26 protein-coding genes and 1 riboswitch are annotated in these 24,273 nt (G+C 43.0%); of the genes, 13 read left to right on the top strand and 13 right to left on the bottom strand.

Translation table 11 applies throughout. From position 1 onward, the window contains the following. Positions 1–41: 41 nt before the first annotated feature. From thiE to thiW, 3 genes are read right to left on the bottom strand one after another with little or no spacing between them, the layout of a single operon-like run. Positions 42–713, bottom strand: a complete 672-nt coding sequence (gene thiE / locus T541_RS0107270) for a thiamine phosphate synthase (protein WP_051538142.1) — start codon at positions 711–713, stop codon at positions 42–44. Positions 714–718: 5 nt separating this feature from the next. After that, entirely contained in the window at positions 719–1,501 is a 783-nt protein-coding gene (gene thiM / locus T541_RS0107265) for a hydroxyethylthiazole kinase (RefSeq protein WP_026652072.1), read from the bottom strand. A gap of 12 nt (positions 1,502–1,513) precedes the next feature. Beyond that, positions 1,514–2,107 (bottom strand): energy coupling factor transporter S component ThiW, encoded by a 594-nt coding sequence (gene thiW, locus T541_RS19105; RefSeq protein WP_034466397.1) that lies wholly within the window; start codon positions 2,105–2,107, stop codon positions 1,514–1,516. A 98-nt stretch (positions 2,108–2,205) separates the two neighbouring features. Next, positions 2,206–2,309: riboswitch (TPP riboswitch) on the bottom strand. A 251-nt stretch (positions 2,310–2,560) separates the two neighbouring features. On the opposite strand from thiW, the gene T541_RS0107255 reads away from it, so the two are divergent. Beyond that, positions 2,561–3,112, top strand: a complete 552-nt coding sequence (locus T541_RS0107255) for a hypothetical protein (protein WP_026652071.1) — start codon at positions 2,561–2,563, stop codon at positions 3,110–3,112. Positions 3,113–3,236: 124 nt separating this feature from the next. Here the strand turns inward: T541_RS0107255 and T541_RS0107250 are convergent, their stop codons facing one another. Then, complete coding sequence (locus T541_RS0107250) at positions 3,237–4,274, bottom strand: M42 family metallopeptidase (RefSeq protein WP_026652070.1); 1,038 nt, start codon at positions 4,272–4,274, stop codon at positions 3,237–3,239. 273 nt (positions 4,275–4,547) lie between these two features. On the opposite strand from T541_RS0107250, the gene T541_RS0107240 reads away from it, so the two are divergent. The 9 genes from T541_RS0107240 to T541_RS0107200 all read left to right on the top strand — a co-directional run bounded on the left by T541_RS0107240 (position 4,548) and on the right by T541_RS0107200 (position 13,797). After that, positions 4,548–6,056, top strand: coding sequence for a hypothetical protein (locus T541_RS0107240; RefSeq protein ID WP_026652069.1), 1,509 nt, complete (start codon positions 4,548–4,550; stop codon positions 6,054–6,056). Between the two features lie 92 nt (positions 6,057–6,148). After that, positions 6,149–6,535: a DUF805 domain-containing protein gene (locus T541_RS0107235; RefSeq protein ID WP_026652067.1), complete on the top strand. Its 387-nt coding sequence runs from the start codon at positions 6,149–6,151 to the stop codon at positions 6,533–6,535. Positions 6,536–6,700: 165 nt separating this feature from the next. After that, a complete protein-coding gene (locus T541_RS0107230; RefSeq protein WP_026652066.1) occupies positions 6,701–7,615 on the top strand; it encodes a Fic family protein in 915 nt (304 codons plus the stop codon). A gap of 89 nt (positions 7,616–7,704) precedes the next feature. Beyond that, positions 7,705–8,097 (top strand): DUF805 domain-containing protein, encoded by a 393-nt coding sequence (locus T541_RS19100; RefSeq protein ID WP_051538141.1) that lies wholly within the window; start codon positions 7,705–7,707, stop codon positions 8,095–8,097. Positions 8,098–8,252: 155 nt separating this feature from the next. Continuing rightward, positions 8,253–8,726, top strand: coding sequence for a MarR family winged helix-turn-helix transcriptional regulator (locus T541_RS0107220; RefSeq protein ID WP_026652065.1), 474 nt, complete (start codon positions 8,253–8,255; stop codon positions 8,724–8,726). Between the two features lie 93 nt (positions 8,727–8,819). Beyond that, positions 8,820–10,568: an ABC transporter ATP-binding protein gene (locus tag T541_RS0107215; protein WP_026652064.1), complete on the top strand. Its 1,749-nt coding sequence runs from the start codon at positions 8,820–8,822 to the stop codon at positions 10,566–10,568. 45 nt (positions 10,569–10,613) lie between these two features. Further along, positions 10,614–12,545: an ABC transporter ATP-binding protein gene (locus tag T541_RS0107210; RefSeq protein WP_026652063.1), complete on the top strand. Its 1,932-nt coding sequence runs from the start codon at positions 10,614–10,616 to the stop codon at positions 12,543–12,545. Between the two features lie 28 nt (positions 12,546–12,573). Then, the gene (locus tag T541_RS0107205; protein WP_026652062.1) at positions 12,574–13,374 is read left to right on the top strand and encodes an alpha/beta hydrolase; all 801 of its coding nucleotides are present in this window, start codon (positions 12,574–12,576) and stop codon (positions 13,372–13,374) included. Positions 13,375–13,386: 12 nt separating this feature from the next. Next, positions 13,387–13,797, top strand: coding sequence for a DUF3237 family protein (locus tag T541_RS0107200; RefSeq protein ID WP_034466393.1), 411 nt, complete (start codon positions 13,387–13,389; stop codon positions 13,795–13,797). A 738-nt stretch (positions 13,798–14,535) separates the two neighbouring features. Here T541_RS0107200 and T541_RS0107195 read toward each other — a convergent pair. The 9 genes from T541_RS0107195 to T541_RS19095 form a co-directional block, all read right to left on the bottom strand. Next, complete coding sequence (locus T541_RS0107195; RefSeq protein ID WP_022764589.1) at positions 14,536–14,898, bottom strand: response regulator; 363 nt, start codon at positions 14,896–14,898, stop codon at positions 14,536–14,538. A gap of 181 nt (positions 14,899–15,079) precedes the next feature. After that, positions 15,080–15,481, bottom strand: a complete 402-nt coding sequence (locus tag T541_RS0107190) for a hypothetical protein (RefSeq protein ID WP_026652060.1) — start codon at positions 15,479–15,481, stop codon at positions 15,080–15,082. 2 nt (positions 15,482–15,483) lie between these two features. Next, positions 15,484–16,029: a hypothetical protein gene (locus T541_RS0107185; RefSeq protein ID WP_026652058.1), complete on the bottom strand. Its 546-nt coding sequence runs from the start codon at positions 16,027–16,029 to the stop codon at positions 15,484–15,486. Then, positions 16,029–16,523, bottom strand: coding sequence for a DUF4860 domain-containing protein (locus T541_RS0107180; protein WP_026652057.1), 495 nt, complete (start codon positions 16,521–16,523; stop codon positions 16,029–16,031). The genes T541_RS0107185 and T541_RS0107180 overlap by 1 nt, the downstream gene beginning before the upstream one ends. After that, the gene (locus tag T541_RS0107175) at positions 16,513–16,872 is read right to left on the bottom strand and encodes a hypothetical protein (protein WP_026652056.1); all 360 of its coding nucleotides are present in this window, start codon (positions 16,870–16,872) and stop codon (positions 16,513–16,515) included. Before T541_RS0107175 ends, T541_RS0107180 begins: the two co-directional genes overlap by 11 nt. Before the next feature lie 9 nt (positions 16,873–16,881). Then, positions 16,882–17,937, bottom strand: coding sequence for a type II secretion system F family protein (locus T541_RS0107170; RefSeq protein ID WP_026652055.1), 1,056 nt, complete (start codon positions 17,935–17,937; stop codon positions 16,882–16,884). Positions 17,938–17,950: 13 nt separating this feature from the next. After that, entirely contained in the window at positions 17,951–18,928 is a 978-nt protein-coding gene (locus tag T541_RS0107165; protein ID WP_081779891.1) for a transglutaminase-like domain-containing protein, read from the bottom strand. A 6-nt stretch (positions 18,929–18,934) separates the two neighbouring features. After that, complete coding sequence (locus T541_RS0107160; protein WP_026652052.1) at positions 18,935–19,678, bottom strand: GGDEF domain-containing protein; 744 nt, start codon at positions 19,676–19,678, stop codon at positions 18,935–18,937. 72 nt (positions 19,679–19,750) lie between these two features. Beyond that, positions 19,751–20,566 carry a histidinol-phosphatase HisJ family protein gene (locus tag T541_RS19095; RefSeq protein WP_034466389.1) on the bottom strand — a complete coding sequence of 272 codons (816 nt, stop codon included), beginning with the start codon at positions 20,564–20,566 and terminating at the stop codon, positions 19,751–19,753. A 171-nt stretch (positions 20,567–20,737) separates the two neighbouring features. Here T541_RS19095 and gap point away from each other — a divergent pair, with 171 nt between their 5' ends. From gap to tpiA, 3 genes are all read left to right on the top strand, one after another. Beyond that, positions 20,738–21,763, top strand: coding sequence for a type I glyceraldehyde-3-phosphate dehydrogenase (gene gap / locus T541_RS0107150; protein WP_026652051.1), 1,026 nt, complete (start codon positions 20,738–20,740; stop codon positions 21,761–21,763). Positions 21,764–21,928: 165 nt separating this feature from the next. Then, positions 21,929–23,164, top strand: a complete 1,236-nt coding sequence (locus T541_RS0107145) for a phosphoglycerate kinase (RefSeq protein WP_026652050.1) — start codon at positions 21,929–21,931, stop codon at positions 23,162–23,164. Between the two features lie 223 nt (positions 23,165–23,387). Beyond that, a complete protein-coding gene (gene tpiA / locus T541_RS0107140) occupies positions 23,388–24,134 on the top strand; it encodes a triose-phosphate isomerase (RefSeq protein ID WP_026652049.1) in 747 nt (248 codons plus the stop codon). Positions 24,135–24,273 lie beyond the last annotated feature (139 nt).

Below are 24,273 nucleotides of genomic sequence, written 5' to 3'. Positions count from 1 at the left end.
GTGGGTTCCATTCAATGTAGTGTTAGTTAGTGTTCAGTGATTTAGTTACAATCCAGAACATTGTTTACAGTAGAAAGCAGCTCACTGGCGGCTTGCCTTTGATCATCTGCTTTCATGATGGCAGAAACAACGCAGATTCCCGCAATGGGAGAGCCCTTTAGAACATGGAGATTGTCCTTGTTAAGACCGCCTATGGCATTTACGGGAATTGGAACGGCGCTGCAGATGTCATTTAAAGTCTCTACAGAAGTAAGGATAGTCTTAACCTTGGTGGTTGTGGGATATATGGCTCCAACTCCCAGGTAATCTGCCCCTTCATTATAGGCAAGAAGCGCCTGATCCACTGTTTTGGTGGTGGCGCCTATGATCTTGCCGCTTCCAAGGATCCTGCGGGCAATGGCAACTGGCATGTCATCCTGTCCAAGGTGCACGCCGTCTGCGTCTGTGGCCAGTGCTATGTCAACCCTGTCGTCGACGATGAGGGGGACGCCGTGCTTTCTGGTGATGGCAAGGGCCTTTGTCACAAGATCCATGTACTCTCTAGTGGTTTTGGTTTTTTCTCTTATCTGAACGAAGCTGACTCCGCCTTGGATGGCTGCTTCCAGAGCAGACAGGAACTCTCTTTCATCCTTGTTTGTACTGTCGGTCACAAGGTAGAGACGGAGCTTACTTTTGTCTAAATTAGTTGTGGTGCGTGTTTGTGGTCTTTCCATGATTTTTACTCCCATGATATTTGCATGTTTTCCGCTATGTCAGCGTCGCTTAGCTTGCCGATTTCATCAAATAATCGCATCAGGAACAGGTCCCCTTCAGCGTTTTCTCCGCATATTCCAAAGGCAGCAGTGGCAAGGGCGGTACTCTTAAGGCTCGTATCTACGGCCCAGAAGGTTGCGCAGATGGCACCCAACATACAGCCTGTGCCTGTTATGGTGCCAAGCTGGGGCGTTCCGTTCTTAATAACTGCGAGCCTTTCGCCATCGGTAACGATGTCCTTTGGACCTGTACAAAGAACTATCGCCTTTAGGCTGCGGGCCAGTGAGCCTGCGGATTTTTTTGCTTCCTCAAAGGAAAGGGATCTATCTGCATCCACGCCAGATGCGGAATAATCAGGATCAGTAAGGGCCTGGATTTCTGAGTAGTTGCCCTTTATTAGTAGTGGCAGCGCTGGGTTTCGCTTGGACAGTAGCTCTTTTAACAGGTCCCTTCGAAGGGTAGAGCAGGCCACACCTACCGCATCGATCACTGTGGGAATTCCGGAAGCGTTTGCCACCTGGAATGACAGCTTCATGGCTTCAATCCTGTCCCTTGTTACGTTTCCCAGATTGAGTAAAAGAGCTGACGAAGTCTCAGTGATCTGTGCCACCTCCTCTGGGTGCTCCGCCATTATGGGCCTTCCCCCAAGAAGGAGAATGGCGTTGGCGCACTGCATGATGGAAATCGGGTTAGTTATGCAGTGGATTAAAGGGCGGTTTTCTTTTATCTGGGTGATGCGGTTTGTCATGTGAGTTCCTCGTTATGATGCTTTGTTCTTTTTGGAATTGTTGTCTGCATTTATATCTGTATTTGAGCTTGTTGTTTTGTGGATTCTAGTATCGCTCAGGGGATTGAGGCTATCCTGGATCTTGGTCAGGACGCCGGTGGCTTTGAGGCGAAGGAGCAGGAGATATGCGATGCTACCGCCGATGAGGGTTCCCATAATGAAGGAGGGTACGTAGAAAAACCAGGTGAGGCCTTCCTTTCCCCAGAGGTAGGTCATGACAGGGTAGGATACGATGGAGCCGATAAGGCCAGTTCCGATGATTTCTCCAAGGACTGCGAAGATGAGTTTTTTCTTGGAAAGCTTGTAGAAAATACCAGATAGTGCGGCTCCGAAGATGGCGCCAGTAAGGGCAAGGGGAGGAATCCCCATTAGGGTCATTCGTATGATTCCGATGAGAAGTGCGCAGAGAAAGGCATATAAAGGGCCTAGGAATACGGCACAGGTGATGTTGATAAGATGGGCCATGGGGCACATGCCCTCCACACGAAGGATTGGGGAGATTACAACTCCCATGGCTACGAACATAGCCAGAGTTACCATTCTAAGTAGCAGTTTTGAGTTTTTCATTTTCGTTCTCCTTGTAAGTTAATGATTTTTGAGCAAAGAACAAATTCAGAAAGCGCCAATAAAAAAGGAAGCTTCCTAATCTGAAAGCTTCCGCAAATGTCTCCTATAATCAGGCATCCCTACGTTGGCATTATCCAAATCAGGTTCTCGGTCGAAGGTCACACCTTCCTCTCAGCCTGTATACAAGCTCCCGTCTGTTCAATTGTCTTTTTATTTATACACCATGGACTCTGGGATTGCAAGGGTGCAAATATAACATTCTCAGTTTCCATGGGTAGTAACGCTCTGAGCATGCGGTGCAGAGCTGGGAATGACTTGCGTAGTTGTAAATGATAAATGTTTGTGTTCATAAAAATATAAATGTTAATCTTCGAATTAATGAAAACGTGGTGGATTGAATATCGTTAACGGTGATAGAATAATATTATCAATTCTAATTGGGGGGAGAAATATATGGAAGAAAGAGAAATCCAGACAAAGACTGTGGAATCAAAGAAAATGGGGGTAGCCAGCGTACTTCAGATTCTTACTGTTGTTGCAGCACTTGTTCTTACTGTTATAGCTTTAGTGAGAGTAAGAAACATTCCTCGTGACATAATCTATGCAGGACAGGCATTTGTCAGCCTGGTTCTTATCTGTTTTGGTATAATCAATTCAAAAGAGAAAAGTGCTAGAAATCTTAAGGTGTTGTTATATGCCTACGCCCTTTTAGAGGCCCTTAGAGTGGTTCTTATGAACACAATCGGCTCTAATCTGATCGTGGCTGGAATCGTAAAGTTTGTCCTTATCCTTCTTGCCTGCAACTGTGTTCTTGTGGCAGAGCGAATCGGACAGGAAAACGCATGGAAGAGTGCCTGTGGCCTGGTAATCCTTGAGGTATTGTTATTCATCCTATTCCTCATCGGCTTCCCAGGAGTGCTCCTTGGCCACCTCAACCGCTTCCTTCCACTTGTTGGAATCCTGATTGCTGTGAATATTATGCTTACCATAAAGAATAACCGTTAAAACTGTATTGATTGTACTTGTACCGTAATCTCCAGACTACGCAAGACTTTTCACAAAAAAGCCCAGAACTACTCAAAACATGTTTGCCATGAATGGTAGTTCTGGGTTTAAGTTTAATAGGACATTACCTACTTACATACTCTGCAAGAAGTGCATATGTATTCTTGATGCCGTCGATGTGTGTTCTCTCATAGCCGTGACTGGCTCTAGTGCCTGGTCCGATGGCTGCGTGACGGATATCGAAGCCAGCAATAAGGGCAGGATCAGCGTCTGTGCCGTAGTGTGGTGTGAAGATATCTGGTACGTAGTCTATCTTAGCCTTCTTACCAGTCTCCTCAAGCTCTTTTATCATATCAAGATTGTAAGGGAAGCGGCTATCCTTGCAGAATACAGTAACCTTGCGCTCGTCAGTTGTCTGCTCAGGTCCGATGCAGGCGATATCAAGGGCAAGATAATCTACAACATCTGAAGGTACGTTAGCTCCGCCGTGACCGATCTCTTCATAGAAAGAGACGTAGAAGTAAACCTTTCTTCCAAGCTTAACCTTCTTATCATGAATCTCGTGGAGAAGCTCCATGCAGATTGCAAGAAGGGCCTTGTCATCGATGTAGTGGGACTTGATGTAGCCATTAGTGTAGGTAAAGCGTGGCTCCAGGGCAACATAGTCGCCAATCTCGATTCCCAGCTTACGAACATCCTCAGCGCACTTAACGTCAGCGTCAACGATAAGTACTGAATTAGTGTCAAAAGAAGCAACTTCTTTATTAAGCTCGTCCTCTGTAACGTGGACTGAAGCATTCTTACGCTGGATTGTACCAGTGATCACTTCACCGCTTCTTGTGTGAATTCTTACATTTTCTCTTTCTGCGTGGTAAGCGTAGAGACCACCAACCTTGCATACTTTGATAGTTCCATCAGGATTGATGTGACGTACCATCATGCCGATTGTATCGCCGTGGGCTGTAATAAGAAGTGGATTACCCTTTCCACCAAGATCTACTAAGATGCCACCCTTGTGGAGTGTGTTTGCCTTAAAGCCAAGAGCCTCGATCTCTTTTACCAGATAGTCCTGAAGCTCGTGGTGCTGGCCTGTTACTGAGTCAATGTTAAGCTCAGCCTCCAGCTCTTTTAAAAAGCGCTTTTCATTAAGCTTTGATGCCATTTTGTTACCTCCGAAAATAAGTCATACAGCTATTATATGACGAGATGAGACAATTGGATATGTAAAAATAGTTATAGGAGGAGATAAGCATGTATTGGCTTTATGATTTAGTTTTTGGCTTTGATATAAATAGTTTATCTATAGAGGAGCGCTATGCTCCTCTTTTTTATCTTTTATTATTTTTTTAGTTTTCATTAAGGTTCGTCTGTAATAATGTATCCAAGTTAAGAACATGTTTTGTCAAAAGAACTATGAATAACAAGGAGACTAAAAATGAAAAGACAAGTAGTAAAGAAAATTCTTCCATACATTGGAATAGTATTTATGTACACAGCCCTTGCAGGTTGCGAAATGAGCAGCACAGAAGCTTCCACAACAACAGTAGAGACAGAATCAGTTGACAGCGAAAGCGCAGCAGAGGCTTCAGACGAAGGAACACTTGAAAAGCCAGAAGGAGAGGCGCCAGATGGAGAAGCACCAGAGAAGCCAGATGGCGAGGCACCAGACGGAGCACCAGGAGATGCACCAGGTGGAGCGCCAGGCGGCGGATTTGGTGGCGGCGGAAATGCCAGCGCTGACATCGACTACAAAGGAGCAACAGAGATAACAAGTGCTGATACCCAGGAAAATGAAACCTATGAAAGCACCACAGCAGATGAGAGCGCACTTCTTATTGCAACTTCAGATGATGTAACTATTACAAAACCTACAGTAACTAAGACTGGCGATTCTGATGGTGGAGACAGCTGCAATTTCTATGGCCTTAATGCAGCAGTCCTGGTAAAAGATGGATCTACAACCACTATTACAGGTGGAACAATCACATCAGATGCTGACGGCGCCAACGGCGTATTCTCCTATGGTGGTAACGCCGGACAGAACGGAGCTGAGGGTGATGGAACAACAGTTATCATCTCTGATACAACTATCACAACCACAGGAAATGGCTCTGGTGGAATCATGACTACTGGCGGTGGAATTACAAAGGCATCTAATCTTACAGTTGAGACAAGCGGTCAGTCATCAGCAGCCATTAGAACAGACAGAGGCGGCGGAACAGTAACAGTTGACGGTGGAACCTACACAACAAACGGCCTTGGATCACCATCAATCTACTCAACAGCAGACATCACAGTATCCAACGCAACACTTGTATCTAACCTTTCAGAGGCAGTATGTATCGAAGGTATGAACTCAATCACCCTTACAAACTGCGACATGACAGCTAACAATACTGACACAAACGGAAACGCTACATTCTACGACACAATTATGATCTACCAGTCAATGTCAGGTGATGCAGATAGCGGAACTTCAACCTTTGATATGACAGATAGTACACTTACAAGCATGAATGGTCACGTATTCCACGTAACTAACACTAATGCAGTAATTAACCTTGAGAACGTTAAGATCGTCAATAAAGACAGCGAGAATATCCTTTTATCAGTATGTGATGACGGCTGGAGCGGAGCTGAGAACATTGCAACAGTAAATGCTAAGAAACAGATCCTTGAAGGAACAATCCTTGTAGGCGACAACTCTACTCTTAACCTTAACCTTTCTGATGGATCAAGCTTTACAGGATCTATCAGCGGTGAGATCACAAACGCCGATGGCGAAACAGTATCTACAGAGGTTGGAACAGTTAACGTAACTCTTGATTCAGACAGCACCTGGACACTTACAGCAGATACCTATGTAACAAGCTTTGATGGAGATGTTGATAACGTTATTTCAAACGGATATACACTGTATGTAAATGGTAAGGCAGTGAACTAACCAAAAAATATAATGACATTTTATACGCTTTGTGGTAACATACAGAATGTTGAAAATATAAATCACAAAATTTGTAGTGGGAGGAAAATAAAATGTCATTTACAGATGCAGTAAAGTCAGTATTTTCACAGTATGCAGGATTCAGCGGAAGAGCTCGTAGAAGTGAGTATTGGTACTTCTACCTCTTTAACTTCTGTGTAGCACTTGTTCTTTCAATCCTTGCTAACGTTGTTAAGCCTTTAGGCTTCTTATCAATGATCTGGTCATTAGCAGTTCTTATTCCAGGACTTGCTGTTGGCGTTCGCAGACTTCATGATATCGGAAAGTCAGGATTATTCCTTCTTTTCGCATTGATTCCACTTGTTGGAGCAATTCTTCTTATCATCTGGTTTGCTACAGATTCACAGCCTGGTGACAACCAGTACGGTCCTAACCCTAAGGGTGTTGCTGGATTCGGCGCTGGCCAGCCAACAATGTAATCTATTTGAAAAAAAAGCTCGGTGCGAATGCACCGAGTTTTTTATTTTCTGAAAAAACAGTTTGAAAACAAGAAACTTTACTTTTGGTTTTAAAAGCCAACAAAATTCTTTACTTTTTGGGTGTGAAAAGGTAAAATAAGTAAAGATAATGGAGGCAAACATAATATGATTTCATATGAAGGTTTGGAAAATGCATTAAAGGAAAAAGGAATCGGAAAAACAGAGCTTTCCACGGAGCTGGGCCTGTCTTCCAGAACTGTTGCTAAAATTGCAAAGGGTGAGAAGCTATCTCCAAGAAGCATTAAAAAGATTGCAGAATATCTTGGGAAAAAGCCTGAGTTTTTGATGAGAAGCATGTCTGATAATAAGCTCCTTCAGTTGCTTCGTGATGAAAAAGAAATAAAGCTTCCCGGAGGGCTTTACCATGAGCTTCAGGTAAGAATGACTTATAATTCTAATCATATTGAAGGAAGCAAACTTTCAGAGGATCAGACAAGGCATATCTTTGAAACGAATACAGTTGATGTAGGCGATGGTGTTCCTGTTGATGATATCCTTGAAACAGTGCATCATTTCCGCGCAATAGATTATGTGATAGATATAGCTGAGGAAGAGCTATCAGAGGATATAATCAAGAAACTGCACTATATATTAAAACATGATACAAAGGATTCAATGTTATCATGGTTTGCGGTTGGAGATTATAAAAAGCGCGCTAATGTTGTTGGCGGCAGAGAGACCTCAAAGCCTTCTGAAGTTCATAAACATATGGAGGCACTTCTGCGCGAATATAATGCAAAAGAAAATGTAGAAGTGGAAGATATAATTGCGCTCCATGCCGAGTTTGAGTATATTCATCCTTTCCAGGATGGAAACGGAAGAGTAGGCAGACTAGTGGCTTTAAAAGAGTGCCTTAGACACAACATAATTCCATTCATCATTGAAGATTCCAAAAAGAGCTACTACTACAGAGGACTCAAAGAATGGAGGAATGAGAAAGGTTGGCTGAACGATACCTGCCTTGACGGACAGGATACATTTATAAAGTTACTGGATATGCTTGAAATAAAGCATGATTGAGATGTGGAAAAACTAGTGATGACATTTCGGTTTCTATATGATAGTATATTTTCTGCCGTAATTTTGAAATTTGATCGGAGGAGTTAGAAATGTCATTTGGAGAGGCAATTAGTTCAGTGTTTTCACATTACGCTGACTTTAGTGGAAGAGCTCGTAGAAGCGAGTTCTGGTTCTTTTATCTTTTTACATCAATAATTGAGGGTGTGCTCTATATTTTAGCATTGATGTCAAATGTATTTGCAGTTCTTTTACTGATTAGCACTTTGGCTCTGTTTATTCCAAGCCTGTCAGTTGCTGTAAGGAGACTTCATGATACAGGCAGATCAGGAGCCTGGATACTGATCGCGCTTATACCATTTGGACGCATAATCAGATTGGTGTTCTACTGTAGTGATTCAGAAGCAGGATGCAATCAGTATGGACCAAGTCCTAAATACATTAGTTATGTAGATACTGTTGCTGAAGAAGAACAGGAATATTAAGAAAAATACGAAGATAGGAGGCTTTGGCCTCCTATTTTTTTTCAATCATAAAAAGAAAATAAAATCATAAATATGTTTCTTGACAATATGTAGCGTGCTACTTATTATGTTATATGTATCTAGCTACATATGACATTTAGTAAAGCGAGGTGTATATGATTTGCGATGACAAAGGCGATAGAGAGTTCTTTAGAGATAAAGAGCACGAGCCTATAAGCTTCAAATTCAGGCTTATTCATGAATCCTTTGCTGCTATGCTTAACAGAGAGCTTAGAGAAGTTGACCTTACATTTTCACAGTTCATTGTAGTAGCATATTTGTGGGAGAACAGGGATAAGAAGATTACTCAGAAGGATATCTCTGAGGCTATGCATATCAAGCATCCTACCACAATAGGACTACTTAAGAGACTTGAAGAGAAGGAAATGGTTAAGGTGGTGGTAGATCCTGACAATCGTAAGTACAGGAACATTACTATTACTGAGAAGGGCGAACAGTTTATTGATCAGAATCATAAGAGACGTAAGTTCACCGATTCCAAGCTGACCAAAGGCATGACAGAGGATGAGATAAAAGAGTTAAGGCGCCTTCTTGATAAGGTTAACGACAATCTGGAGGAGCTTACTTAGAAGTCAGATAAGACCGATAGGTCCAAAGGCTAATCAGTCCCAATAATTAACGGAACAAATGCTACATAATATAAATGTTCAAGAGGAGTAATTATGGTTAAGACACTACTAAAGGAAGTGAAAGAGTACAAATGGGCATCTATAATAACCCCTATTTGTATGATCGGAGAAGTTATCTGCGAAATTGTAATTCCCAAGTTGATGGGTAGGATCGTGGATGACGGTGTTTATGGTAACAATCTGGGCATCATCTATCAGATTGGTATCAGGATGATAATCATTGCTATCCTTGGCCTGATAGCAGGTCTTGGCGGAGCATATTTTGGTGCCAAGGCATCCACAGGACTTGCCAAGAATCTTCGTAAGAAAATGTATGACAACATTCAGACATTTTCTTTTGCCAACATCGACAAGTTCTCAACATCAGGTCTTGTAACAAGACTTACAACTGATGTTACTAACATTCAGAACGCATACATGATGACACTTAGAATGGCCATGAGAGCCCCTGCGTCACTTATTATCGCACTGATCGCTGCATTTTCTATCAATGCCAAGATCGCCCTTATCTATGTGGCAGCAGTTGTTTTCCTTGGCGGATTCCTTATGTTCATCATGAACAGAGCTACCAAGTACTTCAAGCAGGTATTTGAGAAGTACGATGAACTCAACGAGAGCGTTCAGGAGAACGTATCTGCCATCCGTGTGGTTAAGGCTTACGTTCGAGAAGACTACGAGAATGATAAGTTCAAAAAGGCAGCCCTTAACATCTACAACATGTTCGTTAAGGCAGAGATGAACCTGGTTTACATGAGCCCTGTAATGACAGTTACAGTTAATGCCTGCGTACTTCTTATCAGCTGGGTTGGTGCACATATGATCGTGGGCGGCGAGCTCTCTACTGGTGATCTCTTAGCTCTTTTAGCATATTGCATGAAGATCCTCATGAACCTCATGATGCTGGGAATGGTATTCGTAATGCTTACAATGGCTCAGGCCAGCGGCGAGCGTATCTCAGAGGTTATTGAGGAGAAGGCTTCAATCACTAATAAGCCTGATGCTATTACTACAGTTCCAGACGGAAGCATTTCTTTTGAGAATGTTTCATTTGCATATACAGCTGACTCAGAGGAGCCTGTGTTAAAAGAAATAAATCTTGAGATCAAGTCCGGTGAGACCATAGGAATCATCGGTGGTACCGGATCTGCCAAGTCTTCACTGGTTAACCTTATCAGCCGTCTTTACGATGTTACAGATGGAGCCGTTAAGGTGGGCGGTATCGACGTAAGGGATTACGATATGGAGACCCTTAGAGATCAGGTATCAGTAGTACTTCAGAAGAATGTCCTTTTCTCAGGATCAATCTATGAAAACCTTCGCTGGGGTGACAAGAACGCCACAGATGAGGAGTGTAAAAGAGCTTGTGACATGGCCTGTGCTTCTGAGTTCATCGAGAAGATGCCAGATGGCTACAACACAGTTATCGAGCAGGGCGGATCCAATGTATCAGGTGGTCAGAGACAGAGACTTTGTATTGCCAGAGCTCTTCTTAAGAAGCCTAAGATCCTTATTCTGGACGACTCCACCAGTGCTGTAGATACAGCCACAGATGCTAAGATCAGAAAGGCATTTGCAGAGGAGATTCCAGGAACCACCAAGCTCATCATTGCACAGCGTATCAGTTCCGTTCAGGGATGTGACCGAATCATTGTTATGGATGATGGTAAGGTTAACGGATTTGGAACCCACGACGAGCTTCTTGCTTCTAACGAGATCTATCGCGAGGTTTATGAATCTCAGACTGGAGTAAGCGGAGACGCTGATTTCGATCAGCTTGCATAAGGTTCGAGAGCAGAACTTCATTGTAAATAAAAGGAGAGTAGAACAATGGCAGAACAGAAAGTAAATGCTGGGCCAAGGGGTGGAAGACGCGGAATGCCTAGACCAAAGGTTGAGAACCCTGGCAAGCTTTTTAGTAGAATAATGGGATATGTTTTTAAATTCTATCCTGTTCATATGATAACTGTAGTGATCTGTATCTTTGTGACAGTATTCGCAAGTTTGCAGGGAACTCTTTTTACAAAATCACTTATTAACACATATATTCAGCCTATGGTTGATAGCGGAAGTACAGATTTCCATCCACTTCTGATGGCTATGATCAGGGTTGCGATCTTTTACGGAATCGGCGTTCTTGCTGCATTTATCCAGGCAAAGACCATGATCTTCATTAACCAGGGAACACTTAAAAGACTTCGTGAGGAGCTCTTTGTACATATGGAGAGCCTTCCAATCAAGTACTTTGATACACACGCCCACGGCGACATCATGTCAGTGTACACCAACGATATTGATACTCTCAGACAGATGATCAGCCAGAGTATTCCTCAGATGCTTAACTCAGCCATCACCATTGTCAGTGTACTGGTGTCTATGATCGTTCTTAGCCCACTTCTTACACTGATCACACTGCTTATGGTTGGTGTAATGCTGTTTTGTTCAGCAATGGCTACCAAGTCTTCAGGTAAGAACTTCGTGGCTCAGCAGAAGAACATCGGTGCTCTTAACGGATACATCGAAGAGATGATGACAGGTCAGAAGGTTGTTAAGGTCTTCAACCATGAAAAAGACAGTATTGAGAAGTTTGACCAGCTTAATGAGGATCTTTATAAGAGTGCCTTCAAGGCTAACGCTTATTCAGGCGCCCTGGGACCTATCAATGCACAGCTTGGTAATACCAGTTACGTTATCTGTGCCATGATTGGTGGTGTCATAGCTCTTTCTAACAATACATTCCTTGGAATTACTGTTGGAGCTTTGGCTACATTCTTAACACTTAATCAGAACTTCAGCATGCCTATTAACCAGGTAAGTATGCAGTTTAACTCAATCATCATGGCTCTTGCTGGTGCAGAGCGTATCTTTAAGCTCCTTGATGAGCAGCCAGAGACAGATGATGGATATGTAATGCTTGTGGATGCAGAGGAGAAGGATGGTCAGGTTGTTGAGGCTGATCACCACACAGGGCACTGGGCTTGGAAGCATTACCACAAGGCAGACAACACCACAACCTACCAGCCAATGGAAGGTGATGTTACCTTTAACGATGTTGACTTTGGATACACAGATGAGAAGATGGTTCTTCACAACATCGTTCTTCATGCTCTTCCAGGTCAGAAGATTGCCTTTGTTGGTTCAACAGGTGCAGGTAAGACTACTATTACCAACCTGATCAACAGATTCTATGATATTCAGGATGGTAAGATCAGATACGACAATATCAATATCAACAAGATCAAGAAGGCAGACCTTCGCCGCTCTCTTGGTATTGTTCTTCAGGATACACATCTCTTTACCGGAACAGTTAAGGAGAATATCCGCTATGGTAAGCTGGGAGCTACAGATGAAGAGGTAATCGCAGCAGCTAAGCTTGCTAATGCCCACAGCTTCATTAAGCGTCTTCCAGAGGGCTATGACACAATGCTTACAGGAGACGGAGCTAATCTTTCTCAGGGTCAGCGTCAGCTCCTTGCCATTGCAAGAGCAGCCATCGCGGATCCACCAGTTCTTATCCTCGACGAGGCTACATCCTCAATCGATACCAGAACTGAGAAGATCGTTCAGGACGGTATGGACAAGCTTATGAAGGGCAGAACAACCTTCGTAATCGCCCACAGACTTTCAACAGTTAAGAACAGTGACTGCATCGTAGTTCTTGAGCAGGGCCGCATCGTTGAGCAGGGAACTCACGATGAACTCATCGCCAAGAAGCAGCGCTACTACCAGCTCTACACAGGTAAGAAGGCAGAGACAGCATAAGACTATACATAAATCGGGGGAAAAGGAAATGGCATCAGGAAAACTACGTTTTAACTCAAAGGCGCAGCATGGACAGGTCAACATCGAGTTTGCGATTCCAAGAGATATTGACCCAATGTTTACTGCTGGCAACAAGTATTATGAAAGACCTATGAAGACACTTTACCTTCTTCATGGCTTTTCTGGAAATGAAAGCGACTGGATGTACAACGGAGTTGCAGAGGATGTGGCTTATAAGTACAATCTGGCAGTTATCATGATAACTACAGGCAATAATTTCTATCTGGATAGGAAGGCTACAGGCAACCAGTATTGCACCTTTGCGGGAAAAGAGGTTGTGGACTTTACCAGAAAGATGTTTGGATTATCAGATAAAAGAGAGGACACCCTTATCGGAGGCCTTTCTATGGGCGGCTTTGGAGCACTCCATACAGCCTTTGCTTACCCAGAGACCTTCGGAGGAGTGGTAGCTCTTTCTTCAGCTCTTATTATCTATAATGTTGCCAATATGAGCGAAGACTTCGATGACGGAATTGCTAATTATGAGTACTACAGCGAGGTATTTGGGGACCTTACCAAGGTAGTAGAATCAGATAATAATCCTGAGGTTCTCTATAAGAGAATACTTGAGAATAATCTTCCTAAGCCTGCAATTTACATGGCTATTGGAACAGAGGACTTCCTCTATAAAGAGAACCAGATCATGAGGAAATTCCTTGAGGATAACGGCGCTGACTTTAAGTACGAAGAAGGCCCTGGCATTCACGACTGGAATTTCTGGAACGCATATATTGGCAAGGGCGTTGAATATGTTCTTGAGAAGCTGTGATGGGGGAGCATAATGGGAGAAAAGATATTAACTATCAATGTAAAACTTGACCAGATCTTTAATGTGGAGGGAAGTAGCGGAAAAGCCACCATGATCTTATTCCACGGAGACTGCGACTGTGACAACTTTAAGGGTGTTATCCTTCCTGGCGGAGTTGATACTCAGAAGGAGCCAGCGGGAGAGCCAAGAGTTCTTTCTGCAAGATATATTCTTGAAGGTAAAGACTGCGATGGAAAAGACTGTCACATCTTTATCGAGAATAATGGAGAAGTTCAGCCTGTCAGCAACGGCGGAGTGATACACACTAAGCCTTTGATCTACACAGATTCTGAAGCTCTTAAGTGGATGGAGAGGGCTGATATAGCCGGAACAGTGACAGGAGCCGAAGGCGGAGTCACAATAGATTTCTACGTAAACGAGTGAGCTTTGATCTAACTTTTATCAGCCATGGTTTTGTGGAATGGTTATGGGCCACCCCATCAGGCTCTGTTTTGTGTTGGTTCGCTCGCCGCAATTTAAGGCTTTCCAAAAGTGTTTCTAAATCCTGCGAATTAAAACTCGGCCAGGCTCTAAGATTTTTAATGCAGAGTGTTTTGATACTGGCGAGTATAGGCAACAAAAGTGCCATTTTCTAATGCTCCCATGGCAGGCTTTTACGCGCATGCGAACGATTGTCTGAAGCAGGACGAAAAGATTATATTGCATGGCAAGAGCGCAAAGCGCTCGTTACGGCAAAAAAGAAACGAGATTTCCAAGCTCATGGAGTTTGGAAATTCTCGTTTTTTATTTTGCCTATGGAGCAAAGCTCCAATTGCCATGCAATATAATCCGCCCTGCAAGTAATTATCGTGCAGCATGCGCATTGAAAGAAAGCCTGCGGGAGCATCTGAGAAAATGTGCATCTTTTTTGTAACGAGCCAGATCAAAATCACCTGCCGTAAAAATCTAAGAGCCTGACCTCAGACAGTTAATTCGCGGACAGGATTTTTGAAACACTTTTGGAAAGCTCTTAAATAGAGGCTCGCTCTTACACCACAAAACAGAGCCTGATGGGGTGGCCCAAAGCAACAAAAAACGAACTTGGCGCATTCAAAGAAAAGTGCCAAGTTCGTTTATTATTTTAATTTATAGGCGCGCTTCCAAAGCCCTTTAAAAACAGGGTTATCCGATAGCCTTCTTAACCGCTTCAAGAACACGGTCAGCCTGGAATGGCTTAACAATGAAGTCCTTAGCGCCAGCCTGAATAGATTCAATTACCATTGCCTGCTGACCCATAGCAGAGCACATAATGCAAACTGCATTAGGATCTGCAGCCTTGATTCCCTTCAAAGCTCCGATACCATCAAGCTCAGGCATTGTGATATCAAGAGTTACAAGGTCGGGCTTTAACTCATTATACTTTTCGATTGCGACTTTTCCGTTCTCTGCTTCGCCGGCAATCTCATATCCATTCTTGGAGAGGATATCTTTAAGCATCATGCGCATGAAAGCGGCGTCATCAGTAATGAGTATTCTTTTTCCCATATTGAACCTCCAATGAAAATTTTTAGTTGCTAAGAAAATTGAATCAATTTCTTTGTTATCTATTTTAGTTGTTCAGTACATAATCTATTGTACCACGTAATTTATATTATGAGCGTTAAATCGTAATGATAAAAATTAAAATTTGATAAAGTCTTAGGAAAATTGTTTTAAAGTTTCGACGTTATTTAAGGACTGGTAGTGTGTAATCGTAGCTGGTATCCTGCTGATTTACTATCTGCCACTGGATTATGCGATAGCCGTTTTCAGAATTGGTTGATTTGTTTATGCTATTTGACATTAACGCAATATCGAGTGATTGCTTATCGGTAATTGGTATACTTTTCTTTATTATACCATTATCCGTTCCATTATCATAGCCTGAATTTACTGCAGCTACAAAGGCATTTCCCTCATGACAGGCAGAGTAATAAACCTGTTGTCTTGCTGCCAGATTTGCGGTCAGATTGTAGTCTGCTTTTGAATTGACCATTGTAAGTACCGCAAAGGAGATAACGCTAAGTACAGTAAAGATAAGCAGTATTGATGCGCTTCCAACGTGGGCCGGGCTAGATCTTTTTCTCATACTTATTCCTCCTTTCCTATATACTGATCTACGGTTAATTGATTAATAATGATGTCTTCATTATCCGGAATTGATGAAAAGACATCGCTCTGATTCTTAAGATCGATAATGGCGATCTGGCCAACATAGGCCTTACCTTTATAAGATATTTGATATTCCGTCACATCTTTATATACATCGCTGGCATTTTCCTTGGTTACTTGAATTATGGCTTCGTAGGAAGAATTCACCAGGGAAGCGTCAGAGAAGTCCCAGTTCTCATCAAAGAATAGTACAAGGCTTCCCGTTTCTTCATCGTCATTAAGAGATAACACTCCCTGAGAATAAAGAGCTGACATCTCATGTAGATCTCCCTTGGTGCCGTAGAAAACCTCTGCCAGGTTCTGGGTCCACATAACTGCGTTGGTAAGGTCATAGTTCTTTTGCGAAAGCAGGTGGGCCGACACAAAAAGCCTTACACAGACTGCGCTGGATATGGCAAAGAAGGTGATCGCTATGATGAGTTCCATCAGGAACAGACTTGTCTTAGATGTGGTCTGCTGATTCATTACTTGTTTGGAATACTCCTTTTGGCAATGTAGAGTGATTCATCCACGCCGTTTTCTAAGGAAATGATTACCTTTATCAGGGAAGTGGAGGCGTCTTCAATTTCCAGATTACTGATCTTAAGGATCTTCTGACCAGACTGGGGATAAAAATCGCTGATGTCGTTTCTGGCCATAAGCTCCATAAGATAACCATCGTACTCGTAGATGTAGGTGTCGTACAGGGTTCCATTGATGTCCTGGGTCATGACAAGGACGTTCTCTTCAAAAACGTGCTTTACCTGAACTGCGCCGTAGACATCGTTTTGCCTGATCTTCTCCGTGATGTAGGCGCTGCCTATTCTGTGGGAGTAGTTGGAGGCCATGTCCGAGACGTTTCTTTTATATATACTTGCTCCTATGGCTATGACAGACAGGGCTGATAAAACGAATACCAGCATCAGGCTTATAACAAAAAAGCCGTCTATCATATGCCTTTTTTGCTTTTTATGATCCATTTTCGCCCTTTCTTATCTTGATAACTGTCACATCGGGATAGAGATTGGAGCCAATAGGCCTGTAATCCACAAAGAATGTCTCATCATCGTAGGTAAGTCCGTAGTGCTCCTGAAGGTATTCAAGGCTTGGAGGATAGCGTCCCTCAATGCTGTAGCACTGGACGATATCTCTGGCTATGGCGCTTTCTAAGGACTCCTGCTGCTTTTCAATGGAGTTCTTGCCCGCAAGACTTATGCCCGTGAAAAAGAGCACAAGTATCCCCACGAAGATAAATATTGAGAATACTCTATAGAAGTTGTCTGTAATTCTGATCAGGTTGTCTCCTGATCTTGAAAATCTAGGTGCCATAAAACCTCTTTAACCTATAGTTGACATTATTCCCATAAGAGGAAGAATAACGGACAACAGAATCATACCAACAACAAGGGATAGAATAATTACCAATGTAGGCTCAAGAACTGAGATAAGGGAAAAGATCTTTCTCTCTGTCTCATGTTCGTATCGCTCGGAAATCTGCTTCATTGCTGTGTCCATGGAACCGGATTTAAAGCCAACGGAGATCATCTGTGAATAGAAGGAGGTGAAGATGTTGGCCTTGGAAAGGGCGTCCGGGAAGGATTCCCCGTCCATTAAAAGCTCACGACACTTGGATACTTTGTCTTTCATTTCTTTACTCTCCACCAGCTTGTGTACCAGGGAAAGACCCTCGTAGGTGTCCATTCCGCTCGAAAGAGTGAGAACCATACCGCTGGCAAAACGCTCACATTCAAGCTCCTGCATCAGCTTATGTGTTGGCCTGAATTTATTTAGCAGCTTTTTAAAGTTCTTTTTACCAGGCTCTGTGTTGGAAAAATAGAAGAACAAAAAGGCAATTACAATAAGTACTGCGATCATTACGAAGGAATACTTATTAAGGAGGTTACCCATGTTAAGCAGTGACTGGGAGAAACCACTCATGTTGGTGCCCAGTTGCGCAAATACCTGCTGGAATATAGGAAGTACCTTGATGATAAGAACCAGCACCACGATCAGCATCATGAATACCATGATGAGAGGGTAGCTGATGGCACTTCTTATATTGGACTGGATATTCTCTTCACGGTCGTAGTAGTCCGCCAGGGAATCCATTACGGTGTCCAATGTTCCAGACTCTTCACCGATGGTAACCATGTGAACAACGTACTCAGGGAATACGTCGCTCATAGAAAGAGCTACATGGAACTTCTCGCCGCTGTGAAGAACCTGAGCAATCTTATTAAGGACCTTCTGGGAGGATGAATCCTTGGTGTCATCAATAAGGATGTCGATTCCCTCAGCCGGTGAAATTCCTGCCTTGATAAGTAGAGCCATCTGGCGGCAGAAATTAGAGATTTCATAGCTGCTTAATTTTTTGATTCTAAGACCAGATTTCATGAGACCTCCGAATTTAATAAATGTACTTAACTGAATAGTTTGAACCGTCTCCAATGAAGGATTTGAGTTCGGATTTCTTTTTCATATTGGAAGCAAAGGTTGGATCCATAAGGGACCACTTGGTTCCGTCAAATTCGATCATGCCGTTTACCCAGCCCACGTCCTCAATGTAGGTACTAAGCCAGGCGTGATAGGCAGTTCCTGCGTAGCCAATTTCCATTCTGGTTGGAATCTGCTGGCTTCTTAGCATGGCAGTCATAAGCGCTGCGTAGTCAAAGCAGATGCCCTTTCCGGTGGTAAGGACCTCGTCCACATCAGGAAGGTAGCCACTTTGAACAGTTTCTGCCTCATCGTAGTCATAGGTTACATTCTGGATCATGAAGTTATACACTGCAGAAACCACGTCCAGATCGCTGTTACAGCTGTAGGCCAGTTCTTCGCCCTTGGCAATTGCCAGAGAGGAGCTGCTAAAGGTTACATACTGATTTGGATACAGGAAAGGCAGGAATTCATCGGACAGATTAACGTCTACCACCGTTGAAAAAGCCATTGAATACTGGGTTCCTTCTATATTCTCATATACGTTTACGAGATATTCGCCATTGCCTGATTGAAGCGGAAAGACTTCGTCCGTAGGAATTGAGGACAGGTCGTAGGTGTAGGTTACTTGGTCGGGGCCCACGATCTGAAGCTTGACCTTAGGGGATTCTCCAAGATATTTAACCACCACGTAGCCCTCACTGGAGTTGGAGGCATCAACCTGTGCGTAGTTGTTACTGTATACCACCTCTCCCGGAGCAGTTGGCACAAGACAAACAGGGGTATTGTCACGACTTCCTTTTACTGCTGGCGTTATGGTAGAGGAGGGAGCATTACTCTGGAAGGTCTTCTCTTCACCGCAGCCACACATAGAAACGGTAACAAAACCTACTGTTAAAAGAGCTGTCAATTTATGCAGTTTGTGATAGAAAGAATTCACGTCAGATTTCATATATTATCAGGATAGGATCTGAGGGGATTCAAGAAGCTTTCTGTAACCAAGAGATACAAGTTTTGATACTATATCCACATTTGCATCTGAATTAAGAACTCTTGAATAAGCCACCTCTATTGGTGCTCCTACATTTAATTCATTGTAACCCTGGATCCTTTTGGTGAGATCCAATAGGAACATATCAGCTTTAGTGCTGTCACAGTCTTCAAGAAGAGTGATGAATTCGTTTCCGCCATTTCGGCCGACATAGCCATAGTTTTCTCCAACCTCTTCAAGTATGGTGCAGAACTCTGAGATGAGCCAGTTGCCGCCCTGATGTCCACTGCTGGAATTAACCTTTCCAAGGTTGTTTATCTTCATTACAATAATGCCTGCGTTCTGAAGCTTGTTATCAGAGTTGAAGCTCTCAAAAAGAAGATCACAGCTGTACCTGTTTGGAAGACCTGTAAGCTTGTCGATGTAAGCAAGCTCATTAAGTCTGTTTCCGATTGCCATAGTTCTTTTTAAGATATAAAGATCCAGAAAAATGGATATAACAAAAAAGACTATGATGATAATGATCACATAGGAAGAGGGACGTGAGGGATTGATGTTGTCAAGAGATCCATGCTTTATGGCTTCTATGACATCAAGCAAAAAGAGCAAAATAGTAAGGCCCAAAGCAATACAAAGCTGGCTTACCTTAAGAGTGAAAATAGAACCATAAATGTTTTGTCTTCTGCTCTTCTTATTATTATCCTGTGACATCCTCGTCCTCCATAAATGAATTAATATAAGAATATTTTACTATATTTAGGTAATTCTATAAAGCTATTAAGGTTAAAGTCTGTGGGATGTCTTTTGCCTGTTACTGAAGGTGTAGTACTCTGTAAATCCACAGGATATGGCTATATCTCTGGCTTTGGCAAAGTATCCTGCAACGTTTTCAGGAACATGGGCATCGGAGCCAAAGGTTATTATTGATCCCCCAAGCTCTTTGTATCTTTTTAGAATAAATGGATGTGGATTGGGATTATTAAGGCCCTTTGAAAGGGCAGCAGTATTAAAGTCAAGACCGATGTCCTTCTTAATAATATAAGTAAGAATCTCATCAAGAATGTCCTGATAGTCCCTTGGATCATAATTGTCTTCCTTGTGGGGAGCGTATCTTACGGCATAGTCGAGGTGACCAAGAACATCGATGTCGGAAAAGAGCTTAAGATTCTCGAAGGTCTCCTCAAAGTATTTACGGATGCTGGCTTTTTCATCCCTGCCCTCCCAGTAGGTGCTGTGGTAGGGGTCAAGTCTGTCTATTACGTGTTGGGAACCTATTACGAAATCGAAATCATTGGAATTTACAAGGTCCTGGTTTCCCTTTGCCACCTGGGGCTGGAGACCAAGTTCAATACCGTAGTTTATAGTAATTTTATCTGCGTATTTTTCCTTATGATAAAGTAGCTCTTTGTGATAAGAGTTTAGATCTACTTCAAAGGTGCCGGCTGGATCCTGCTCAGATATAGGGAAATCCAGGTCCATGTGCTCTGTAAAGCACATATATTCAAGGCCATTATCTATTGCGCTTGTGATCATGTCTTCCATGGGGGCTTTGCTGTCACCTGAATTGTGACTATGTAAATGGTAGTCTGCTTTTATCATGTTTACCTCCAAAAGTTTATGTCAATGGCTAATAGAATCATACCACTTTTTTAATATTGTGACTTGATTTATAGCAGAAAGTCTATTAGAATTAGAGTTGCTGATAAAAAATTATCAATTCTGATATGTAACAGCAACTCAATATAAAATTCATTTTAGGAGGAACTTAAAATGGCAGTTAAAGTAGCAATCAATGGTTTTGGCCGTATCGGTCGTCTTGCATTCAGACAGATGTTTGAGCATGAGGGAACAGAGATCGTAGCAATCAACGATCTTACAGATCCTAAGATGCTTGCACACCTTCTCAAGTATGATTCATCACAGGGCAAGTACAAGTACGCTGACAAGGTATCTTTCAGCGATCACTCAATCACAGTAAATGGTAAGGAGATTGAGATCTATAAGGAAGCTGACGCTAACAATCTTCCTTGGGGCAAGATTGGTGTAGACGTAGTTCTCGAGTGTACAGGTTTCTACACATCAAAGGATAAGGCTCAGGCACACATCAACGCTGGTGCTAAGAAGGTTGTTATTTCTGCTCCTGCAGGAAATGATCTTCCTACAATCGTATATAACGTTAACCACGAGACACTTACAGCAGATGACAACATCATTTCAGCTGCATCTTGCACAACAAACTGTCTTGCACCTATGGCTAAGGCACTTAACGATTACGCTCCAATCCAGTCTGGTATCATGGCAACAATCCATGCTTACACAGGTGACCAGATGATCCTTGACGGACCACAGAGAAAGGGCGACCTTAGAAGAGCACGCGCAGGCGCTGTTAACATCGTTCCTAACTCAACTGGTGCTGCAAAGGCTATCGGCCTTGTTATCCCAGAGCTTAACGGCAAGCTCATCGGAGCTGCTCAGAGAGTACCTGTTCCAACAGGTTCAACAACTCTTCTTTTCGCAGTTGTTAAGTCAGCTACAGAGGTAACAAAGGATTCTATCAACGCAGCTATGAAGAAGGCTTCAGATCCTGAGACATTCGGTTACAACGAGGATGAGATCGTATCTTCAGATATCGTTGGAATGACATATGGTTCACTCTTCGATGCTACACAGACAATGGTTACAAAGATCGGTGATGACCTTTACGAAGTTCAGGTTGTTTCATGGTATGACAACGAGAACTCATACACATCACAGATGGTTAGAACAATCAAGTACTTCGAGAAGTTCGTTAAGTAATCACCTAGCGAGGTCTTTTCGAGCTTGGTGTACTACTTAGTTCGATCGAGCGCAGCGAGAGTCGAACTTCCTTGTGAAAACAAGAAAACCAAGACTGTTTTAAGAGGGTCCGGTCCGTTAGGACCTGGATCCTCTTTTATTATCCAAAGAAAAGGAGACAAAATTATGTCATTAAACAAAAAGTCAGTTGACGACATCAACGTTAAGGGCAGACGCGTACTTGTTCGTTGCGATTTCAACGTACCTCTTAAGAACGGTGAGATTACAGATGAAACAAGAATCGTAGCAGCTCTTCCTACAATCAACAAGCTTGTAAAGGATGGCGGTAAGGTTATCCTTTGCTCACACCTTGGAAAGGTTAAGAATGGCCCTAACGAGGGTGAGTCACTTGCTCCAGTTGCTAAGAGACTTTCAGAGAAGCTTGGCAAGGAAGTTAAGTTTATTGCTGATTACAACGTAACAGGTGCTGACGCTACAGCAGCTGTTGAAGCTATGAATGAAGGTGATGTAATCCTTCTCCAGAACACAAGATTCAGAGGCAAGGAAGAGACTAAGCCTGAAGAGGCTGGTGAGGCTTTCGCTAAGGAACTTGCTGATCTTGCAGATGATTATGTATGTGACGCTTTCGGTTCAGCTCACAGAGCACACGCTTCTGTTGCAGTTGTTACTAAGTACATCACAGAAAAGGGTGGAAGCAATGTAGTTGGTTACCTTATGCAGAAGGAAATCGACTTCCTTGGAAACGCTGTTGAGAACCCAGTAAGACCTTTCGTAGCTATCCTTGGTGGTGCTAAGGTTGCTGATAAGCTCAACGTTATCAACACTCTTCTTGAGAAGTGCGATACTCTTATCATCGGTGGTGGTATGGCTTACACATTCCTTAAGGCTAAGGGATATGAGATTGGTAAGTCACTCCTTGATGAGACTAAGATTGATTACTGTAAGGAAATGATGGAGAAGGCTGAGAAGTCTGGTAAGAAGCTTCTTCTTCCTGTTGATACAGTTTGCATCGACAGCTTCCCAGATCCTATCGACAATCCTTCAATCACAACAACAATCGTTGATGCTGATAAGATCCCTGCTGACAAAGAGGGTGCTGATATCGGACCTAAGACAATCGCTCTTTACTCAGAGGCAGTTAAGTCTGCTAAGACTGTAGTTTGGAACGGACCTATGGGCGTATTCGAGAACCCAGTTCTTGCAACAGGTACAAAGGAAGTTGCTAAGGCACTTTCAGAGACATCTGCTACAACAATCATCGGTGGTGGTGATAGTGCTGCAGCTGTTAACCAGCTTGGCTATGCTGACAAGATGAGCCACATCTCAACAGGTGGTGGAGCATCTCTTGAGTTCCTTGAAGGCAAGAAGCTTCCAGGCGTTTACGCAGCAGATAATAAGTAAGCATTAGGAAGGAAAGAGTCCTGCCAATAGTGATTGGTGAGATGAGTTAGAAATACTTAATAAATGAGTGACAGGAATGATGTGACTTTTGAGCTAGCTTAAAAAACGTGAGTACTTAGTCTGTGTCCTTTACAGACTTATGTACTCCTACGTTTTTTACGCAGTGCAAACGTAAGCGAAAAAGGCACATCAAGACTGGAACGTATTATAAGGAGGCCAACAAATGGCAAGAAGACGTATTATTGCCGGCAACTGGAAGATGAACATGACACCTTCTGAGGCTGTTAAGCTTGTTGCTGAGCTTAAGGATTTAGTTAACAATGATGCTGTAGACGTAGTTTACTGCGTACCAGCTATCGACATCGTTCCTGTAGTAGAGGCTGTAAAGGGTACAAACGTTAACGTTGGTGCTGAGAACTTCTACATCGAGGACAAGGGTGCATTCACAGGAGAAATCTCTGCACCTATGCTTGTTGATGCAGGCGTTAAGTATGTAATCATGGGACATTCTGAGAGAAGAGACATCTTCGGCGAGAATGATATCCTTATCAATGCAAAGGTTAAGAAGGCATTCGCTGCTGGTCTTACACCAATCCTTTGCTGTGGTGAGTCACTTGCACTTCGTAAGGCTGGTACTTACAAAGAGTGGATCGAGAGACAGATCACATGGGATCTTAGCGGTGTAACAGCTGACCAGGTTAAGAAGCTTGTTATCGCTTACGAGCCTATCTGGGCTATCGGAACAGGCGAGACAGCTACAGCTGATCAGGCTGAGGAAGTTTGCGCATTCATCCGTGAGCTTATCGCTAAGCTTTATGATAAGGCTACAGCTGATGAAGTTCGCATCCAGTACGGCGGATCTATGAACGCTGGCAACGCTGCTGAGCTTCTTTCAAAGCCAAACATCGACGGTGGTCTCATCGGCGGTGCTTCACTTAAGCCAGACTTCGGCAAGATCGTTAACGCATAAGAAGTAATCGCTTAGCGAGACTAAGTTAAGATTATAAAAGGCTAGTGTGAGAAATCACACTAGCCTTTATTTTTTTGAAAAAAATTTTGAAATTGTCCAACACTTTCCCTTTCTCATCCGTTATACATATGAAGGCGCC

This window comes from Butyrivibrio proteoclasticus P6B7 (assembly GCF_000622085.1).
Lineage (GTDB): Bacteria > Bacillota > Clostridia > Lachnospirales > Lachnospiraceae > Butyrivibrio > Butyrivibrio proteoclasticus_A.
This window is presented reverse-complemented; position numbering and strand designations above follow the sequence as displayed.

Bases quoted from the DNA above. Each gene is read 5' to 3' on its own strand.
- thiE (WP_051538142.1), bottom strand. From the start codon at position 713: ATGGAAAGACCACAAACACGCACCACAACTAATTTAGACAAAAGTAAG.
- thiM (WP_026652072.1), bottom strand. From the start codon at position 1,501: ATGACAAACCGCATCACCCAGATAAAAGAAAACCGCCCTTTAATCCAC.
- thiW (WP_034466397.1), bottom strand. From the start codon at position 2,107: ATGAAAAACTCAAAACTGCTACTTAGAATGGTAACTCTGGCTATGTTC.
- T541_RS0107255 (WP_026652071.1), top strand. From the start codon at position 2,561: ATGGAAGAAAGAGAAATCCAGACAAAGACTGTGGAATCAAAGAAAATG.
- T541_RS0107250 (WP_026652070.1), bottom strand. From the start codon at position 4,274: ATGGCATCAAAGCTTAATGAAAAGCGCTTTTTAAAAGAGCTGGAGGCT.
- T541_RS0107240 (WP_026652069.1), top strand. From the start codon at position 4,548: ATGAAAAGACAAGTAGTAAAGAAAATTCTTCCATACATTGGAATAGTA.
- T541_RS0107235 (WP_026652067.1), top strand. From the start codon at position 6,149: ATGTCATTTACAGATGCAGTAAAGTCAGTATTTTCACAGTATGCAGGA.
- T541_RS0107230 (WP_026652066.1), top strand. From the start codon at position 6,701: ATGATTTCATATGAAGGTTTGGAAAATGCATTAAAGGAAAAAGGAATC.
- T541_RS19100 (WP_051538141.1), top strand. From the start codon at position 7,705: ATGTCATTTGGAGAGGCAATTAGTTCAGTGTTTTCACATTACGCTGAC.
- T541_RS0107220 (WP_026652065.1), top strand. From the start codon at position 8,253: ATGATTTGCGATGACAAAGGCGATAGAGAGTTCTTTAGAGATAAAGAG.
- T541_RS0107215 (WP_026652064.1), top strand. From the start codon at position 8,820: ATGGTTAAGACACTACTAAAGGAAGTGAAAGAGTACAAATGGGCATCT.
- T541_RS0107210 (WP_026652063.1), top strand. From the start codon at position 10,614: ATGGCAGAACAGAAAGTAAATGCTGGGCCAAGGGGTGGAAGACGCGGA.
- T541_RS0107205 (WP_026652062.1), top strand. From the start codon at position 12,574: ATGGCATCAGGAAAACTACGTTTTAACTCAAAGGCGCAGCATGGACAG.
- T541_RS0107200 (WP_034466393.1), top strand. From the start codon at position 13,387: ATGGGAGAAAAGATATTAACTATCAATGTAAAACTTGACCAGATCTTT.
- T541_RS0107195 (WP_022764589.1), bottom strand. From the start codon at position 14,898: ATGGGAAAAAGAATACTCATTACTGATGACGCCGCTTTCATGCGCATG.
- T541_RS0107190 (WP_026652060.1), bottom strand. From the start codon at position 15,481: ATGAGAAAAAGATCTAGCCCGGCCCACGTTGGAAGCGCATCAATACTG.
- T541_RS0107185 (WP_026652058.1), bottom strand. From the start codon at position 16,029: ATGAATCAGCAGACCACATCTAAGACAAGTCTGTTCCTGATGGAACTC.
- T541_RS0107180 (WP_026652057.1), bottom strand. From the start codon at position 16,523: ATGGATCATAAAAAGCAAAAAAGGCATATGATAGACGGCTTTTTTGTT.
- T541_RS0107175 (WP_026652056.1), bottom strand. From the start codon at position 16,872: ATGGCACCTAGATTTTCAAGATCAGGAGACAACCTGATCAGAATTACA.
- T541_RS0107170 (WP_026652055.1), bottom strand. From the start codon at position 17,937: ATGAAATCTGGTCTTAGAATCAAAAAATTAAGCAGCTATGAAATCTCT.
- T541_RS0107165 (WP_081779891.1), bottom strand. From the start codon at position 18,928: ATGAAATCTGACGTGAATTCTTTCTATCACAAACTGCATAAATTGACA.
- T541_RS0107160 (WP_026652052.1), bottom strand. From the start codon at position 19,678: ATGTCACAGGATAATAATAAGAAGAGCAGAAGACAAAACATTTATGGT.
- T541_RS19095 (WP_034466389.1), bottom strand. From the start codon at position 20,566: ATGATAAAAGCAGACTACCATTTACATAGTCACAATTCAGGTGACAGC.
- gap (WP_026652051.1), top strand. From the start codon at position 20,738: ATGGCAGTTAAAGTAGCAATCAATGGTTTTGGCCGTATCGGTCGTCTT.
- T541_RS0107145 (WP_026652050.1), top strand. From the start codon at position 21,929: ATGTCATTAAACAAAAAGTCAGTTGACGACATCAACGTTAAGGGCAGA.
- tpiA (WP_026652049.1), top strand. From the start codon at position 23,388: ATGGCAAGAAGACGTATTATTGCCGGCAACTGGAAGATGAACATGACA.